The organism is Vibrio sp. R11-SG3-ISO3-SZ (assembly GCF_059834345.1).
This window is the reverse complement of the sequence record NZ_JCBDGX010000048.1, coordinates 1-15,169: the sequence shown is the minus strand read 5'-3', so window position 1 is coordinate 15,169 and position 15,169 is coordinate 1. Positions and strand designations below refer to the sequence as shown.

The following is a 15,169-nucleotide window of genomic DNA, read 5'->3' as shown; positions in this document are numbered from 1 at the left end:
CAGCGAAACGAAGAGGAAGAGGGAGAAGGGAGAGAAAGTGCAGTACGCAACCATTAAGCAGGCGATTGTCCAGCAGGCAGAGAAAGCTACGCCATTCGTATGAGCGCGTTGCATGGTGAGATAGCTCAAGCCCTACGCGCAACGGTTGGTACGTCCGCGTTGGTGTTAGAGAAGGTTTATCTGAATAGTGCAGGAGAGCCGGTTTTCACTGATATTGAGTATTGGCGTCATGATGCGATTGCGATTGAGTCTAGCTTGCCCTATTAAAATAAAAGAGCGCCTAATCTAGCGCTCTTCTCCTAAGGAGGCGTTTACTGGCTTTGCTGTTGCTGACTCTCTCGATAGTATTCCCATTGCTCTTGTCGACTGCCATCTGGCAACACACAGTAGGTAACGCGTTTGTCGTTTTCGCTCACGGTATCTAGTTCACCTTGCTGCTGAACACAGTAGACAGCGGCTGGATTTGCGATGGATGTGTACTCTTTCACTTCATATTCGTCGGGTTCGTTGGCGCAACCGGTGAGCACAGCGGCGCCAAGCAATGTCAAAAGCAAAGCGGCATTTCTCATGTAATATCTCCAAATTTCAATTAGATGCATATCGAGTATAGAAGATTACCTAAAGAAACGTGTCTTAACTTTGCCAAAAGTATGTTTTACTCCAAATTTTATTGAGTTAACGGTTTTCAACCTTGCTCTGTTGGTACTAAAGTTTAAGAAGCAGCAGGGAAGGTCTTCCCATTTAGACAGTAGGCAAAGGAAACCAAGATGTCCGAACAAACATATCGACTTGTTACTCGCAGTGATTTTGATGGTCTAGTATGCGCGGTGTTATTGAAGCAGCTTAATTTGATTGATGATATCAAGTTCGTACACCCTAAAGACATGCAAGATGGGCTTGTTGACATAACTCCAAACGATATTGTGACGAACTTGCCCTATGTGGCAGACGCTCATTTGATTTTTGACCACCACTTGTCCGAGACGATTCGCAACGCGGGCGAGCGCCCCAATCACATTATTGACCCTAATGCGCCTTCTGCCGCGCGTGTGGTTTGGGATTACTACGGTGGGGAGGCGGTCTTCCCATCACACTGGACAGATATGATGGAAGCCGTCGATAAGGGTGATTCCGCTCAATTCAATCGAGATGAGGTGTTAGATTCGACCGGATGGAACTTGCTCAACTTCCTCATGGATGCCCGCACGGGCTTAGGTCGTTTCCGCGAGTTTCGTATTTCCAATTACAACCTGATGATGGATCTTATCGAATACTGTAAAAATCACACTATCGAAGACATTCTGGCACTGCCAGATGTCAAAGAGCGTATTGATTTGTATCGCGAGCACGAAGCCCTGTTCAAAGAGCAGATCATGCGCTGCGCCACGGTGTACGACAACTTGGTGCTGCTTGACCTCACCAATGAAGAGACCATCTATGCGGGCAACCGCTTTATGATTTATGCGCTATTCCCACAATGCAACATCTCGATTCACAAGATGTGGGGATTCAAAAAACAAAACACCGTCTTCGCGACGGGAAAATCCATTTTTGATCGCAGCTCTAAAACCAACGTTGGTGAGTTGATGCTGAAGTACGGCGGTGGTGGTCATAAAGCGGCCGGGACTTGCCAAATCGATAACGACAAAGCCGACCAAGTCGAACAAGCACTGATCGCGGCGATCACCGCAGACGGTTAGGCTAAAACGTTGATCACAATAGATAAATGATACAAGCCCCGCTCAGTTGAGCGGGGCTTGTCATTAGGCGTGCGTGTTATCGAGAATCCGTTGCCAAAAAGATGACCAGTGTTCAGGACAAGGTGCACACTTGCTCATCATCCAGCGCTTAAAGCGGCATCACACGGTTGCGTCCGAGCTGTTTGGCTTCGTAGAGTAGCCCATCGGCTCGGCCAATTAGCGATTCAGCACTTTCACCCACTTCAAACTCTGCAACGCCGAGTGACATGGTAATGTTGCCCACCGGTTTGTTAGAGCGCTTGTCACGGATAGAGAGCTTTTCTACCGCGCGGCGTAGGCTATCGGCGAACTGTCTGGCGATCCTCAGTGACTTATTGGGGACAATCAGGGCAAATTCTTCGCCGCCAAAGCGATAGGCATGGATCCCCTCGCGGCAGCTCAATTGGATGCGCTTTGCGATGCCTTTGATGACCGTGTCCCCAAACAAGTGGCCGTAGGTGTCGTTATAGCCTTTAAAATGGTCAATATCAGCCAGAATGAGACACATGTTCTGCTCGGAGCGAATAAGGGTGCGAAGATCATTGTCAAATGCGCGGCGGTTGTAGAGGCTGGTGAGCGAGTCAAATAGCGCGTCTTGCTGCACTTCGGCCAGTTGCGCTTTGAGCAAATTAATTTCAGCGGTCGCTGTCTCAAGTTGGCTGTTTAAAAAACGGGTTGAATGACGAATTTCATGGGAGTCCGACACCAATTGGCGCACCACTTTCATCACTTCGTCGATGGTCATCGAGTTACCATCGACTCGCTCTAAGCTCTCAAAGCTTTTGTCTATCATTTGCGAGAATTGAGAGGTGTCAGTGAGCGTATCGCTAACTGAGCTCGCTACCTCATTGACCAATATTTCGATGTTGGCTCGCAGGTTGCTCATATCGGTTTCGACTTGGCCTGCCACATGGGTTTTGTAGAGTTGCTCGCAGGTAGCGGGTGGGCAGATGCCATAGTTTTCTAGCACGGCATCGAGTTCACGATTCAATCTGGGAATCGCATTATCTACATAAGTGTACCAAAGCGCATAGTTTGAGGGTGTGGCCGCAACATGATGTTTCATCATCAGGGGCACCGCTTTTTTCAAATTCGCCGTCGACTTTTTGAAATCTTCGTCTGTCATCGTTGTTGTATAGTTTTAACCGTAACAGGAGTCTTAAAATAAGATTAGTGGATATTGATGAATGATGCCTAAATTTATTAAAATTAACGAGTTTTTATTTAGGCCATTCATGCAAATGCGTGATGTATATCCTGTAAAAATATCAGCCGAATTGAGCGCTTGGTGTTTAAATCATCACTTTGCCTAGATGCCGGCCGCGCCTAAATGCTGACCGCATCGGCGTTGCGCACGTTTCCTTCTTCCAGTTTGGCCGCCCCGCGCAGCATCGCCTTAATCAGGTCTGCGGCATTGAACTTCTCTAACGCTTCATGGGCGCCGACTTGATGTGCTCTGTCGACACAAATTTCACTCGATAAAGAGGTATGTAAAATGATATACACTCGGCTAAGCTGCTGTTCGCTTTGAGTTTCAAACGCCAGTTCGTAGCCATCCAGGCCCGGCATTTCAATGTCGCTCACCAAGAGTTCAATCGGTTTGCCGCGCGCGGCCTCTTCACGCATCAACTGCAATGCATCGAGTCCATTGTTACAAATCTTGTAAGGGATATTTATGCTGTCGAGCGCATCCCCCAGTTGCTTACGTGCAATGGAAGAGTCATCCACCAACAAAATATTGAGCGCTTTTAGGCGCTCGCGCTCAATGTCTGTGAGCATTGGAATTTTGGTTGATTCGTACTGCGGGTAAATCTTGGCGAGCAGCAGCTCAACATCCAACATCTGCACAATTTTGTCTTGATAGCGTGTGATCCCCGTGACGAACACATTGTTGCCGGCACTTTTGGGTGCCGATTCGATCGCTTTCCAGTCACATTCGATAATTTTTTCAATCGAGCGCACCATAAACGCCACGACAGTACGCAGACAATCGGTCACGATCAGGTAGCAATCGTTGTATTCCTCCGGCTGAATAGGACGAAAGCCAATCGCGGCCGGCATATTAATCACAGGTATGGTCTTGTCGCGAATGGTCACAGTGCCAATCACATGATGATGCGAGTAGGGTATTTGAGTGGTTGGCTGAAAAGGTACGATTTCGCGTACTTTCAGTGTGCCGATCGCAAACAGTTGTTTGTTGCTGGTCAACGTGAACATCAACATGCCTTGTGACTGATTTGCTTTACTCGGAGTTTTCGCCATTTACTTCATACTCTCGTTGGGTCTCTATCTATATTAAAGGGTAATGGATCTTGAGGTAGGTTCAATGATATCGGGCAAATTTAGTCTTACTTGAATGGCATTCGCAGCATTAATGACACTCAAGCTTCAAACATGGGGTGAAGATCTCACTTTGTTTGGTTACAATCACGCTCCGTTGAAATCTACCTAACATTGAGGTTTGTACTATGGCCAACACTGCCGCCGCACTCCATATTCTGGTTAAGCACAAAGAGCAAGCCGAAGACATCATTAAACAGTTGAAAAAAGGCGCGAAATTCCAGACTCTGGCAAAGAAATACTCCACCTGTCCATCTGGCAAACGCGGCGGTGATCTCGGTGAATTCCGTCGCGGTCAGATGGTGCCTCAGTTTGACAAAGTCTGTTTTCAGGGTGAGACACTGGTCCCGCACCTAGTGAAAACCAAGTTTGGTTGGCATGTGGTAAAGGTTCTATACCGCACCTAATACTTTATTAATCGCTATTTTCATACCACCGCTGTCCGTAAGCTGAGATCTTTCGAGCGCTTTGTAAACAAGTTGATTGACCGGGGTAGGAATATCGGTTATTCCCATTAACGCTCAGATGAGAATTAGACTAAATGGTCTAAATTTCTAAATATTGTAATGAGTGTTGGCATGAAACGGACTTTGAGTTGCTCATTATCAGTTCTAGCAACTTACATGAGATGTTTATGCGCAAGTTTTCGTTTTTATTCGCTTCTGTTCTTCTTTCGACCGGGCTTTCTGCTCAAGAGAAGCACCATGAAGATCCAACCAAAATTGTCACCAAAGCTGGTTTTGCCTACAGTGAAGGGCTGAAGTTCTCTGGTTCGATTGGCCTTGATGATGCGCGCATGATCAATGGGCGTATCAACGCGGATGGCGATGAGTGGCGCGTCGGGGGCTCTTGGTTGTTGCCGATGGGTATTCTCAACTTCAACTTTAGCCGTACCGAATTTGATGATGAGGCGTACAAAAACAACTACAGTATCGGCACGTTTGTTCCTTTGAGCTATTTTGATATCGAACCAATGGGCTGGCAGATATTCCCAATGGCGGGTTATAGCTACAACGACGGTGAATTTGCCGTGCGTGATGAGAGCGACATTGAGAACGACTACGTCTTAATGCCAGCTTCGAGCCATGGTGGCTACATCGGTGCGTTTGCCCTCAAGCCGTTGACTCAGAAATGGTCGATGATGACGTTTGGCGGTGCATCACGCGGTTCGGACAGTTACTCGGGCTATTGGGGCGGTGCAGGTGCGAGCTACAAAATTTCTGAGGCGCAGTCGTTCAACTTCTTCGGCATCATCGCAGACGATGATTTTGGTAAAACCAACAAACTCGGCGCGTCGTACACTTACGAGTTTAAATAACGCCCGAGCCCATATTCGGGTTAATCAGCTGCTTGGTGTTGTCTAAGCTTTGCATTACTTGTTGGCGAAACCATTGATGCGCCGGGTCTTTACTGTGCTTCTTATTCCATATCAGATAGTTCGACATCTGAGTGTGGGAGAAGGGCGGGTTGATCACTTGCAGTTGCAAACGCGCTTTAAACTGCAAAGCGACCGACAGCGGGACGATGGTGATGATGTCTGACTGGCTGCACAGCATCATATTGTTAAACAACGAACGACCGTGATAGACCACCTTACGTCGAGAAATGTCTATGTTGGTGTAGTGGCCTAAGCTGTAGGTTTGATTACGCGTGCGCTCTAAGACGGCATGGCTCTCTCCAAAATATTGCTCTTGAGTCATGCTGCCTTGAATTCGCGGATGCTGCTCGCGGCAAACAATCACAAAGCGCCCATCGAAAAGGTGGGCGCTTTCAATACTGGGTGACTCAGAAACTAAGATGTCGATCATCGCATCAAACTTTTGCGTCACTAACCCTTCATAACTCTTATCGTCATTATCCGGTTGATCGTAGATCTCAAGGGTCACTTGTGTGTCGCTCAACTTAGAGAAACCATCAAGCAAAACCCACTGCAAGTGCTCTGGCGCGGCCAAGACAAATTTACGCTGTGAGGTGCGTGGATTAAACTGTTCGAGCGCATTAAACACCCCACCGAGTTGCTGGATGGGGTCTCGTACTTGTTCGTAGAGGCTTAACGCATAAGTGGTCGGTACCACCCCTCGACCTTGACGGATAAACAGCTCTTGCCCGAGTTCTTGTTTAAGCCTTGCAATCGCCGTACTGATGGTGGATTGGTTGGTGCTTAAATGATCCGCTGCTCGGCTCAGTGAGCCATGCTCTATCACGGTGGCGAATACAGCCAGCAGGTTGAAATTAGGGATGTCGTTGTTTTTCATGAGCTTACTTACCTATCGTATCCGCCGATTCTACTTTTAATTATATATCGTAATTTCGATGGATTGAAATCGTATTGCTCTGTGTTTGCGATGGGTATCAAGTCATACAATCACTGCGAAAGATTAAATGTTTCCTGACAAAATTAAGGTCGTGAAAATGGCAATGACATTGAAAAAACTCGCGCTCCCACTGGCTATCGCAAGTGCGCTCTTCGCAACGGGCTGTGCGACGGAATCTAACACGCCAACCGTTGAAGCAACGTCAACGGTTGGTAGTGAGCTTCGCACTTCTCAAGCGGCTCAATACCAAAATATTGACTTACTGGCTCGCTACAGCAGCGATGTACTTTTTGAACACGAGTCGAACATGTTCTGGGGGCCAGGTGAGCGTATTCAAGTGTTGTCAAAAACGGGTGAATCTTTGGCGTTTACCCAGGAGTCTGACCATGTTCACCCAAGCCTCACCAAGCACGGCCTGAAAATGGACCAAGCCATTATCCAAGTGGATCACAACATCTACCTAGGTTACGGCTTTGGTCTTGATACACCAGTGATGATTGAAGGTGATGACGGCATCATCGTGATCGATCCAGGCGAATCGGTACAAATGGCACAATCAGTGAAAGAGCAATTTGAAGCTATCACAGATAAGCCAGTGAAAGCGATCATCTACACACACAACCACATTGACCATATTGCCGGCGTTCGCGCTTGGGTAACCGACGAGCAAGTGGCGTCTGGTGAAGTAAAAATCATCGCACAAGAAACCCTGACTGCGGCAGTGGCAAACTGGTCATCAAACCTAGGTCCACTGTTTGGTCACCGCACATCTTACACTGGCGCAAAACACGTGCCTGAAGGTGAGTTCGGTACTGTTAATGACGGCCTAGGTCCACGCTTTATGCAAGGCGACATCTCATTCATCGAGCCAAACCTTGAGTTTAAAGATCGTCTAGACATCACGATTGCGGGCGTCAAGCTTGAAATCGTTCACGTACCATCTGAAACGGCGGATGAGCTGGTCGTTTACCTACCAGAGCAAAAAGTGCTGCACGCAGCAGAAGTATTGCAAGGTGAAAACTTCCCTAACCTGCATACGATTCGTGGTACCAAATTCCGTGACCCATCGGTATGGTTCAAAGGCATCGACATCATGCGTCAGTTCGACACTGAAGTCATGATTAACTCTCACGGTCGTCCTGTGGAAGGCAAAGAAGCGGTTTCGAATGTCTTGACGGCTTACCGCGATGCGATTCAATACGTGCACGACCAAACCATTCGCAACATGAACAAAGGCCTAACACCTGATGAGCTTGTTGAAGCAGTGAAATTGCCAGCACACTTGGCTGGACACCCTTGGCTTGGTGAGCACTACGGTACCGTTGCACACTCAGTTCGTCAGATTTACGTGGGTTACAACGGTTTCTTCGAAGGTGACCCGTGGCAGCTAGAGCCAATGGCGTACGAGCAACGCGCGAAAGCGTTTGTTGAAATCATGGGTGGCCGAGACAACATCATGCACACAGCGCAAGCGGCTATCGATGCAGGTAACCACACCTTCGCAGCAGAAATTTTGTCTTACCCAATCACGGTCAACAAAGACGACATGGGTGCGCGTGAACTAAAAGCGAACGCTTACAAAGCGTGGGCTGCTGAGCAGGTCAACATCAACTGGCGTAACTGGGCGCTAAACGCGGCGGCTGAACTTGAGGGTACGCGTGACTTCTCTAACATGATCAGCTTCGCATCGGTTGACGTATTGACGGCGCTACCAAGCAAGCAAATTTTTGACATGATGACGGCGACACTGATTGCGGAAAACACGCTTGATGTGAATATGGCGATGACGTACCGCTTTAGCGATACCAAGGAAGCGTTCACCATCGAAATCCGCAACGGTATTGCTCAGTTGCACACTAAAGCGCTTGATACCGCGGACGTGCAGATTGACACCACTCGTGCCGTATTGAACGAGATTCTTCTTGCGGGACCAAATGCACAACAAGCGATTGGTAAAAATCTGCAAGCTGGTAAATTTGCCTTCGCAGCGGGTGATATTCAAGGGTTTGGTCAGTTCATGAGCTACTTTGATAAGCCAACAGCGCCGCAAGACTTGATGCTGATTGTTCGCTAAGTCGTACATAACGTAGAGTTCATTCATCACTCTACTCAAGGACATCATTGACGACAAAGGGACCTTCACGGTCCCTTTTTGTTAATAGAGTAATGGTTTAATGAGGAATCTTATGCGTACCAAGACGTTCACGCTTTACTGCGCCACGCTCGCCAAACGCGGTTTTAGTCTGGTGTTATTGATGCTGTCACCGACGCTACTGGCGTGCGGTTTGCACCAAGCGGCGGGGTTTAACTTTGTCTCAGAGCCAGGCTCGCTTGGAGTGTTTGATAAGGTGATCACCGCACGCCAATCCAACCAGTTCGCCAATCAAGCGAAACCGGAGCAGTTTTACCTGTTTGCGTTTACTCAAGCGTTATCGAAATCGGCGGATTCACCGATCCCATTCTCCCTCTTTGAAGCGGTCAAAGGCCACTACAGTGAGGTCGTGTTGGGCGAAAAAGTGTCAATGAAAGGCCGTGATACGCTACCAAGCGAAGATGACCTTTTGTTGGTGACCGAGCTGGATGTGCTGGATGCGTTAGCAACAGGCGTGATCGATTGGCCGCAAGCCAAATCCCAGGGTTGGGTCGTCATCAATGGACAGCCGGCAGAGGTGAAGCAGTTAGATGATTGGTTTACTGCTCTCTTTAAGGGTCAAAAAACAAATTGATGGATTAAGTTGAACGATCGTTCTTGTTGTGCTTGAATAAGTGTTCAAACAAGGAGAGCGAGTCATGCTGACATTCTATTTTCACCACACGCCAAACCCGATGAAGGTGGCGCTATTTCTGCAAGAAGCGGGGCTAGATTTTGAACTGGCGCCCGTTGATACCCTCAAAGGCGAACAACACACTCCAGAGTTTCGTCTCATTAACCCCAATGGCAAGACCCCAGCGTTGCAAGACGATGGCCAACGTGTGTTTGATTCCAACGCGATTTTGCTCTATCTGTCGGAGAAAACCGGTCAATTTGGCGGTGAAGCGAACGATCGCGCGGAACTGCTCTCTTGGCTGATGTTTATCGCTTCTGGTCTTGGTCCGTTCTCGGGTCAGTCGGTGCACTTTAAACGCGCAGCACCTGCAGGCAACGATTACTCAGCAAACCGTTATCACCGTGAAGCGCAGCGTCATTATCAAGTGTTGGATTCACACCTTGAAGGGCGTGATTTCATTGTCGGCGATAGCTACACCATCGTTGATATGGCGGCGTGGGGTTGGATTGATAAAGCGCCGATTGTGTTAGGTGACGACGCTGCCTTAGACTCATACCCGAATCTGAAGCGCTGGTTCAACGCGATCAATGCCAGACCGGCGGTAGAGAAGGCACGCGCGATAGCAAAAACGTGTGAGTTTAAAACTGAGGTGGACGATGTGGCGCGCCGAGCGCTATTTCCGTCTAACTTTCCTAAAGAGGATTAATTCGTTTTAGGCGCGTAATGAAAAACACGGCATCGAGCGCCGTGTTTTTTAGTTTTGGATCAATGGTGGCTTACGTTCGTATCGGTGACTGGCTAAATACCGAGTTAATCATGTTTTCTATCAACAAGCGGTCGTCACAGGCGCGCGCGTAAGTGCGCAGGCCAATGATTTGCACTTGTAAATAGCGAGCCAGTTCCGCTGGATCTTGCGCCTCGCTCAGTTCACCTTGCGCTTTGGCGTCAATGAGCACCTGCTCAATCGCACTTTCTACCCGTCGAAGCAGCGTTTTCGCTTCAGCGAGCAGCTCAGGATTATCGGACTCGGTCAATTCAGCGACAGATTTTACGATCATACACATCGCGCTTGGCGCGCTGTCTCGGCTATCAATGATTAGGGCGCGCACAAATTGTTTTAGCCCCGCAAGAGGAGTATCGCTTTGCGCGACGCAGCGCTGTAGACGTTCACGACCCAACTCTGCATAGCGGTGCAACGCTTCACTAAAGAGCTTGTCTTTGCTGCCAAATGTGGCGTAGATGCTTCCAGGGCGCATATCAATGGCCTCTTGCAGCGCACGCATGGAGGTGCCGTGATAGCCCTTTTCCCAATAGAGGTCTTTGGCTTTGTCAATGACATCATCACGATTGAATTTGGCTCGGCTTGGCATAGGGATCCTTGATGTTGACGAATGCGAGTTTGCTTTAGTATAGCGAAGGGAGTAACGATCGTTCAACTTGAGTGATTATGCGCCATGTCGCCGTGCAGAATCTTTCCTTGGTTTACTGAATCAATCAGGCGGTTTGTGTTAGCTTAGTCATATATGAGCTACAATTTGTTTATAACTTTCTTCAACTTGCTGATAAACAACAGAAACATGTGGCGATAATGCGAAGCGCACACTAGACATAGGCTAGGATACTGTTTATCTTTCGTTACAGTTAAAACCAGATGGGTCATTTTTAATGAGAGACTACAACTCACTCCAAGTTTTTCTCGTGTTGATGCAGACACATTCCACCCAATCGGCGGCGCGTAAACTTGGACGTTCTCAATCCTATGTGTCGAAAGTGTTGGCGCAGCTGCGTGAAGACCTCGATGACCCTCTGTTTATTCGCAGCGCAGACGGCCTCACCCCCACTTCCTATGCGATGAGCATTGAGCCCAAACTGCGCAACGCCTTTGCGCAAGTCAAGCAGGCGCTCAATCCAGAAGAGTTTGACCCTAAAAACGTCCAGAAAGTCGTGATCCATATGGTGGAGCCATATGTGGTGCAAGCGGGCAAAGAGATCATTATGGCGATTCGAGAACAAACCGACGCCATCATCGAATTACGCGTTTGGAATAAACTCAGCGAATCCATGATCGAAGAGGGTGAAGTCGATATTGGTCTGCACATGCTCAATGACAAACCCCAAGTGTTCTATCAAAAGCGTATTCAGAGTGTGACGGGCGAATTTTCAGGCAATGTCGCTGGCGAATACGTCAAGTTTTTGGTCTCTGGCATCAACGACTACCACAACTACTTTCAGCGCCTTGACCCAAGCATCGAAGCGAGCATTTTTGTCGACAACTATGATTTAATGAATCAATTGATGGATCGTTGTTACACGGTTCGCTATCGACCTGTAAGACCTGATGACGGCCACGCCAAAGTGACGTTGGAAGCGGCGTTGATCACCAAATCATCACGTCGCAATTCGGCTAAAACCAAATGGTTGATGAACATCATTGAGCCCATCATTCTTAATCAAGCGTTGAACTGGCAGCAGTAACGTGTCAATCAAATAGAAAGCAATAAAAAAAGCGCGCTGTGATTCACAGCGCGCTTTTTTACGTCAAGAAATCATTACAAAGCAGAGAGGTAAGCTTTGTATGCTTTCAAACGTACGGTTGCACCACCAATGATGTCCATGAAACCGAGCATCTGGTGCGGCTTTTTCGCCGATACCCAACCTGAACCGGTTGCACCGATTGGGATGTTGTAACCTTCTGGTTCTACAAATTCGATGACAATGGTACGGCCGTGTGAGCCCATATTGTTCCCGACGTGCTGACGAACATGTTGGGAACCGTTGAAGACAGACACTTGCGCTTCACCGGTACCGGTTGTGATGCTGTGTACGCGGCCACGGAAGATTTCACCTGGGTAAGCATCGACGTAAAACTCAGCAAACTGACCAATTTCGATGCCGCTGTATGTTTGATCGGCGATACGCATTTCAACAAACTTTTTGCTGGTATCGTACAGGTGCATGTTACCAATGCGTGTACCTTGAACGATGTTGGTGATGCCTAGCTGACCATCAAACGGCGCGCGGATTTCACGGCGATCGTTTTGCCAATCAGCGGTGGCGATCTGTGCTTCAATATTAAGGATTTGCGCATTCACCGAGGCGATCTTCGCTTCCGTGGTCTCAATGCGAGTACGGGTGTCGTCGCGCTGCGCTTCGTTAGCAAAATCTTTCAGTTTATTGAGACGGTCGAGCGTTTTACGATCGTTGTCCATCTGGCGCACCAGTGCAAGAATTTCCGCTTCCGCCGCTGATTTTTGCGCGTTTAGGCTTTTCATTTGAGACACGGTATCTTCGGTTCTCAGCGTGTAAATCAAGTCGCCTTTTTTCACGTGTTGGTTGTGCGTGACATACACTTGATCGATCTCTTGACCAAGCAGTGGGCTAAGTACCGCGTGCGGCGCTTTAACTGTGGTACTGTCAGTCAGGTCCGCAGGCGACCAGAAGCGGTGAGCGGTAAACAGCGCGATCGCGATGAAAAAGCCTGTCCCGATCATGATAGCCGCGTTGCGTAGTGTCCATTGCACCACACCCGCCTTCACCAAGATCCAACAGATCAGAACGTAAGGTAGCATAATTTCTTTCATGGATTAGTCCTCGACGCGTGCTTGGCTTTCAGGCTTGCGGCCATTGCGAATAATGTTAGAGATTTCGTTGGCTAACACGTCCCAACGAGCGAATGCGATGATGATGGCAAGAACCCACCATGTTTTGTCGATGAACAGGCCACAAAGAGACAATGCAAAAACGATTTGAGTGTGCGCGCTCGACATCTCCGCCGCTTTGTGAACCGCGACTTCGTGAAGTTGCCAAAGTAGGTAGGCGACATAGACGATCAACGCGACGGTAACAAAGAAAACGAAGCCCATGAAGATTTCAGAATCGAGTAGGCGCAAAATGGTGGGATAACCGCCAGAAAAGTACTCTTCAGGGAGTGATTTACCGTGAATGCGACCCAGCTTTGAGAGAGCAAGCGAGGAGCCAACAAGGACGGAAATGGCGACCACAGCTTTGATAATGAACAAAGCTATGTACTTGACGATCCTAATGAATTTTGCACCCGCTCCTTGATTGGATGCTTCGCTTTTTGATGGATTCATGAGCTATATTGCCTTGGTAATTATTCCATCAGCGATAATACAAGAATCTTATGTGCGATTCGGAATAACGGATATTCTGAATCTATATCACAGAATAACACATTGTTTTCACCTCACATACACAGCGATATTTATGAAATACATCTCTATTGGTTATGTTTTAGCGCACAGCAGTATGGTCAAAATGGTCATGGCGAATGAAATGATCGATTTGCTGGGTCACAAAGCGGCTGAATATTAAACTGGTGTGACTGTAATCTTTGGCAATGTGATCAGTCATACCATCGATTTTGGTCTCTTCGAGCGTCACCGTACCATCGGAGGCGACGCTATTGTCCATCATCAACAAGGGGCGTGCGCCGACGGGCAAGGTACCGGCGATGCTGCCTAGTTTTTGTGGTACTCGCCAGACACTCTCCTCATGTTGAGTGAGCCCAAATTCAGGTGCGTTGCCTAAAATCGCGCCGATACCGAGCTTCTGTATTCGCGTTGCGATAGAGGCGCCTTGAAGCGGCGAGCCAATGGCGACAACGTGTGAGATCTCATCTGTGCTCGGTTGGGTCGATTCTAGGTAGTGTTTGACAATCAATCCTCCTAAGCTGTGACCGACCAACACATTTGGTTGATGGCGGCTGAGCGCTGAACTAATGTCAGAAAACACAACTTGCTCATTGATTGCCACACTGTTGTAGCTGACCGTCTTTGTGTCATAGCCAAGGTCTCGTAACCGCTGACTGAGTGGCAGCATTGCCAGGCCATGCATATAGAGTCCATGTAATATCACGATGTTCACAACTGCCTCCCAAGAGAAATCCGCGAAATAAAATGAAGAGTAAAAAGTGGGCGGAAAACAAAATGATGGCCAAGGACTATGATGACGCGCCCGGCCGCCAGAGACAAGAGTGAGCGGCAATGAATGTGTGTTGAGTGATTAATTAGCGAGTGGTTTGCTTGATGGTCATATCGTTGCGCTTACTTGATCCAATCAAAAAGCCCCTTGCGAAGCAAGGGGCGGAAGCGGTTATTTGGCGGCTTTTTTAGCTTGCTCAACCCAAGAGTCAAACAGCGAGCGGTTGGCTTTTATCCAACCTTCAACGTGGGCCTCTATGTCCGCTGAGCTGTTTTTACCTTTGCTCATCATCATATTTTGTGCACTGATATGATTGATATCGAGTTTCATGATTTCAAACAGCTTGGCCGCAGCAGGATTTTGATTGGCGAACGTCTTGTTGGCGACGATTTTCATCGAGTTCATCTCGAACCCGTAGTTTTTGCCATTCGGCAGTGAGGTGTCGACGTCTTTGCGCTCGCCGGGTAAGGCAGAGAAAGGGACTTCCAGCCAAACGACATCTTTGCCTGGGACCAGAACGCCACTTACCCAATACGGTGTCCAAGTGTAATATAGGATTGGCTCACCTTTGTTATAGCGTGAGATGGTGTCGGCAATAATGGCAGCGTAGTTACCTTGGTTGTGCGTCACCGTATCACGGAGTTTATAGGCGTCGAGTTGCGCTTCGACCACCATTTCACAGCCCCAGCCTGGGTTACAGCCAGTAAGGTCAGCCTTGCCGTCACCATTAGCATCAAACAGCTTAGCAATTTTCGGATCTTGCAGCTGGCCGATGTTGGAGATATTGAACTGTTCCGCGGTCTTCTTATCAATCAAATAACCTTGAGCCGCACCACTGACGTATTCGCCTTGACGGTAGAACACGTCATCGCCGCCCGCCATGGTGTATTTATCGGCATGTAGAGGGAACCAACCGACGGCAAGAAATGTGGCATCGCCTTTTGCTACCGAGGTGTAAGCGACGTTGTAATCCACCTCTTTTGGTTCAGCCACTTCGTAGCCAAGCTCTTCGAGGGCACGGCTGACAACCAGTGTTTGAAAGGTCTCTTCTGCGACGGTGGAT

At 48.3% G+C, this 15,169-nt stretch carries 16 protein-coding genes and 1 pseudogene; 8 read left to right on the top strand and 9 right to left on the bottom strand.

Going from position 1 to position 15,169, the window contains the following annotated elements:
• Nucleotides 1-81 precede the first annotated feature (81 nt).
• Nucleotides 82-267, top strand: a pseudogene (locus AC6R1O_RS06320) (UTRA domain-containing protein); the annotation flags it as partial.
• A 44-nt stretch (nucleotides 268-311) separates the two neighbouring features.
• On the opposite strand, the gene AC6R1O_RS06315 reads toward AC6R1O_RS06320, so the two are convergent.
• Entirely contained in the window at nucleotides 312-569 is a 258-nt protein-coding gene (locus tag AC6R1O_RS06315) for a putative hemolysin (protein ID WP_500626685.1), read from the bottom strand.
• Between the two features lie 198 nt (nucleotides 570-767).
• On the opposite strand from AC6R1O_RS06315, the gene AC6R1O_RS06310 reads away from it, so the two are divergent.
• A complete protein-coding gene (locus tag AC6R1O_RS06310) occupies nucleotides 768-1,700 on the top strand; it encodes an exopolyphosphatase (protein WP_334552046.1) in 933 nt (310 codons plus the stop codon).
• A 148-nt stretch (nucleotides 1,701-1,848) separates the two neighbouring features.
• Here the strand turns inward: AC6R1O_RS06310 and AC6R1O_RS06305 are convergent, their stop codons facing one another.
• A complete protein-coding gene (locus AC6R1O_RS06305; RefSeq protein WP_500633654.1) occupies nucleotides 1,849-2,865 on the bottom strand; it encodes a GGDEF domain-containing protein in 1,017 nt (338 codons plus the stop codon).
• Between the two features lie 200 nt (nucleotides 2,866-3,065).
• Nucleotides 3,066-4,001: a chemotaxis protein gene (locus AC6R1O_RS06300; protein WP_500630751.1), complete on the bottom strand. Its 936-nt coding sequence runs from the start codon at nucleotides 3,999-4,001 to the stop codon at nucleotides 3,066-3,068.
• Nucleotides 4,002-4,207: 206 nt separating this feature from the next.
• On the opposite strand from AC6R1O_RS06300, the gene ppiC reads away from it, so the two are divergent.
• Both ppiC and AC6R1O_RS06290 read left to right on the top strand, forming a co-directional pair.
• Nucleotides 4,208-4,486 carry a peptidylprolyl isomerase PpiC gene (ppiC, locus tag AC6R1O_RS06295; RefSeq protein WP_334552043.1) on the top strand — a complete coding sequence of 93 codons (279 nt, stop codon included), beginning with the start codon at nucleotides 4,208-4,210 and terminating at the stop codon, nucleotides 4,484-4,486.
• Nucleotides 4,487-4,713: 227 nt separating this feature from the next.
• Nucleotides 4,714-5,397 (top strand): hypothetical protein, encoded by a 684-nt coding sequence (locus AC6R1O_RS06290; protein ID WP_500630752.1) that lies wholly within the window; start codon nucleotides 4,714-4,716, stop codon nucleotides 5,395-5,397.
• On the opposite strand, the gene AC6R1O_RS06285 is transcribed toward AC6R1O_RS06290, so the two are convergent.
• On the bottom strand, nucleotides 5,390-6,334 hold the full coding sequence (locus AC6R1O_RS06285) for a LysR family transcriptional regulator (RefSeq protein ID WP_500629516.1): 945 nt from the start codon (nucleotides 6,332-6,334) through the stop codon (nucleotides 5,390-5,392). The genes AC6R1O_RS06290 and AC6R1O_RS06285 overlap by 8 nt on opposite strands.
• A 157-nt stretch (nucleotides 6,335-6,491) precedes the next feature.
• On the opposite strand from AC6R1O_RS06285, the gene AC6R1O_RS06280 reads away from it, so the two are divergent.
• From AC6R1O_RS06280 to AC6R1O_RS06270, 3 genes are all read left to right on the top strand, one after another.
• A complete protein-coding gene (locus AC6R1O_RS06280; RefSeq protein WP_500637430.1) occupies nucleotides 6,492-8,468 on the top strand; it encodes an alkyl sulfatase dimerization domain-containing protein in 1,977 nt (658 codons plus the stop codon).
• Nucleotides 8,469-8,580: 112 nt separating this feature from the next.
• Entirely contained in the window at nucleotides 8,581-9,120 is a 540-nt protein-coding gene (locus tag AC6R1O_RS06275; protein WP_500629514.1) for a hypothetical protein, read from the top strand.
• Nucleotides 9,121-9,184: 64 nt separating this feature from the next.
• On the top strand, nucleotides 9,185-9,868 hold the full coding sequence (locus AC6R1O_RS06270) for a glutathione S-transferase family protein (protein ID WP_500637431.1): 684 nt from the start codon (nucleotides 9,185-9,187) through the stop codon (nucleotides 9,866-9,868).
• A gap of 70 nt (nucleotides 9,869-9,938) precedes the next feature.
• Here AC6R1O_RS06270 and AC6R1O_RS06265 read toward each other — a convergent pair whose 3' ends face one another.
• The gene (locus tag AC6R1O_RS06265; RefSeq protein ID WP_500629512.1) at nucleotides 9,939-10,532 is read right to left on the bottom strand and encodes a TetR/AcrR family transcriptional regulator; all 594 of its coding nucleotides are present in this window, start codon (nucleotides 10,530-10,532) and stop codon (nucleotides 9,939-9,941) included.
• Nucleotides 10,533-10,827: 295 nt separating this feature from the next.
• Here AC6R1O_RS06265 and AC6R1O_RS06260 point away from each other — a divergent pair, with 295 nt between their 5' ends.
• The gene (locus AC6R1O_RS06260; RefSeq protein ID WP_334552034.1) at nucleotides 10,828-11,637 is read left to right on the top strand and encodes a LysR family transcriptional regulator; all 810 of its coding nucleotides are present in this window, start codon (nucleotides 10,828-10,830) and stop codon (nucleotides 11,635-11,637) included.
• A gap of 74 nt (nucleotides 11,638-11,711) precedes the next feature.
• On the opposite strand, the gene AC6R1O_RS06255 is transcribed toward AC6R1O_RS06260, so the two are convergent.
• The 4 genes from AC6R1O_RS06255 to proX form a co-directional block, all read right to left on the bottom strand.
• Nucleotides 11,712-12,743 carry an HlyD family secretion protein gene (locus tag AC6R1O_RS06255; protein WP_487902282.1) on the bottom strand — a complete coding sequence of 344 codons (1,032 nt, stop codon included), beginning with the start codon at nucleotides 12,741-12,743 and terminating at the stop codon, nucleotides 11,712-11,714.
• Nucleotides 12,744-12,746: 3 nt separating this feature from the next.
• Nucleotides 12,747-13,256 carry a magnesium transporter gene (locus AC6R1O_RS06250; protein ID WP_334552032.1) on the bottom strand — a complete coding sequence of 170 codons (510 nt, stop codon included), beginning with the start codon at nucleotides 13,254-13,256 and terminating at the stop codon, nucleotides 12,747-12,749.
• Between the two features lie 160 nt (nucleotides 13,257-13,416).
• Complete coding sequence (locus AC6R1O_RS06245) at nucleotides 13,417-14,049, bottom strand: esterase/lipase family protein (RefSeq protein ID WP_500626676.1); 633 nt, start codon at nucleotides 14,047-14,049, stop codon at nucleotides 13,417-13,419.
• Nucleotides 14,050-14,277: 228 nt separating this feature from the next.
• The coding region (gene proX, locus AC6R1O_RS06240) for a glycine betaine/L-proline ABC transporter substrate-binding protein ProX (RefSeq protein ID WP_500656717.1) at nucleotides 14,278-15,169 on the bottom strand (892 nt) is incomplete at its 5' end.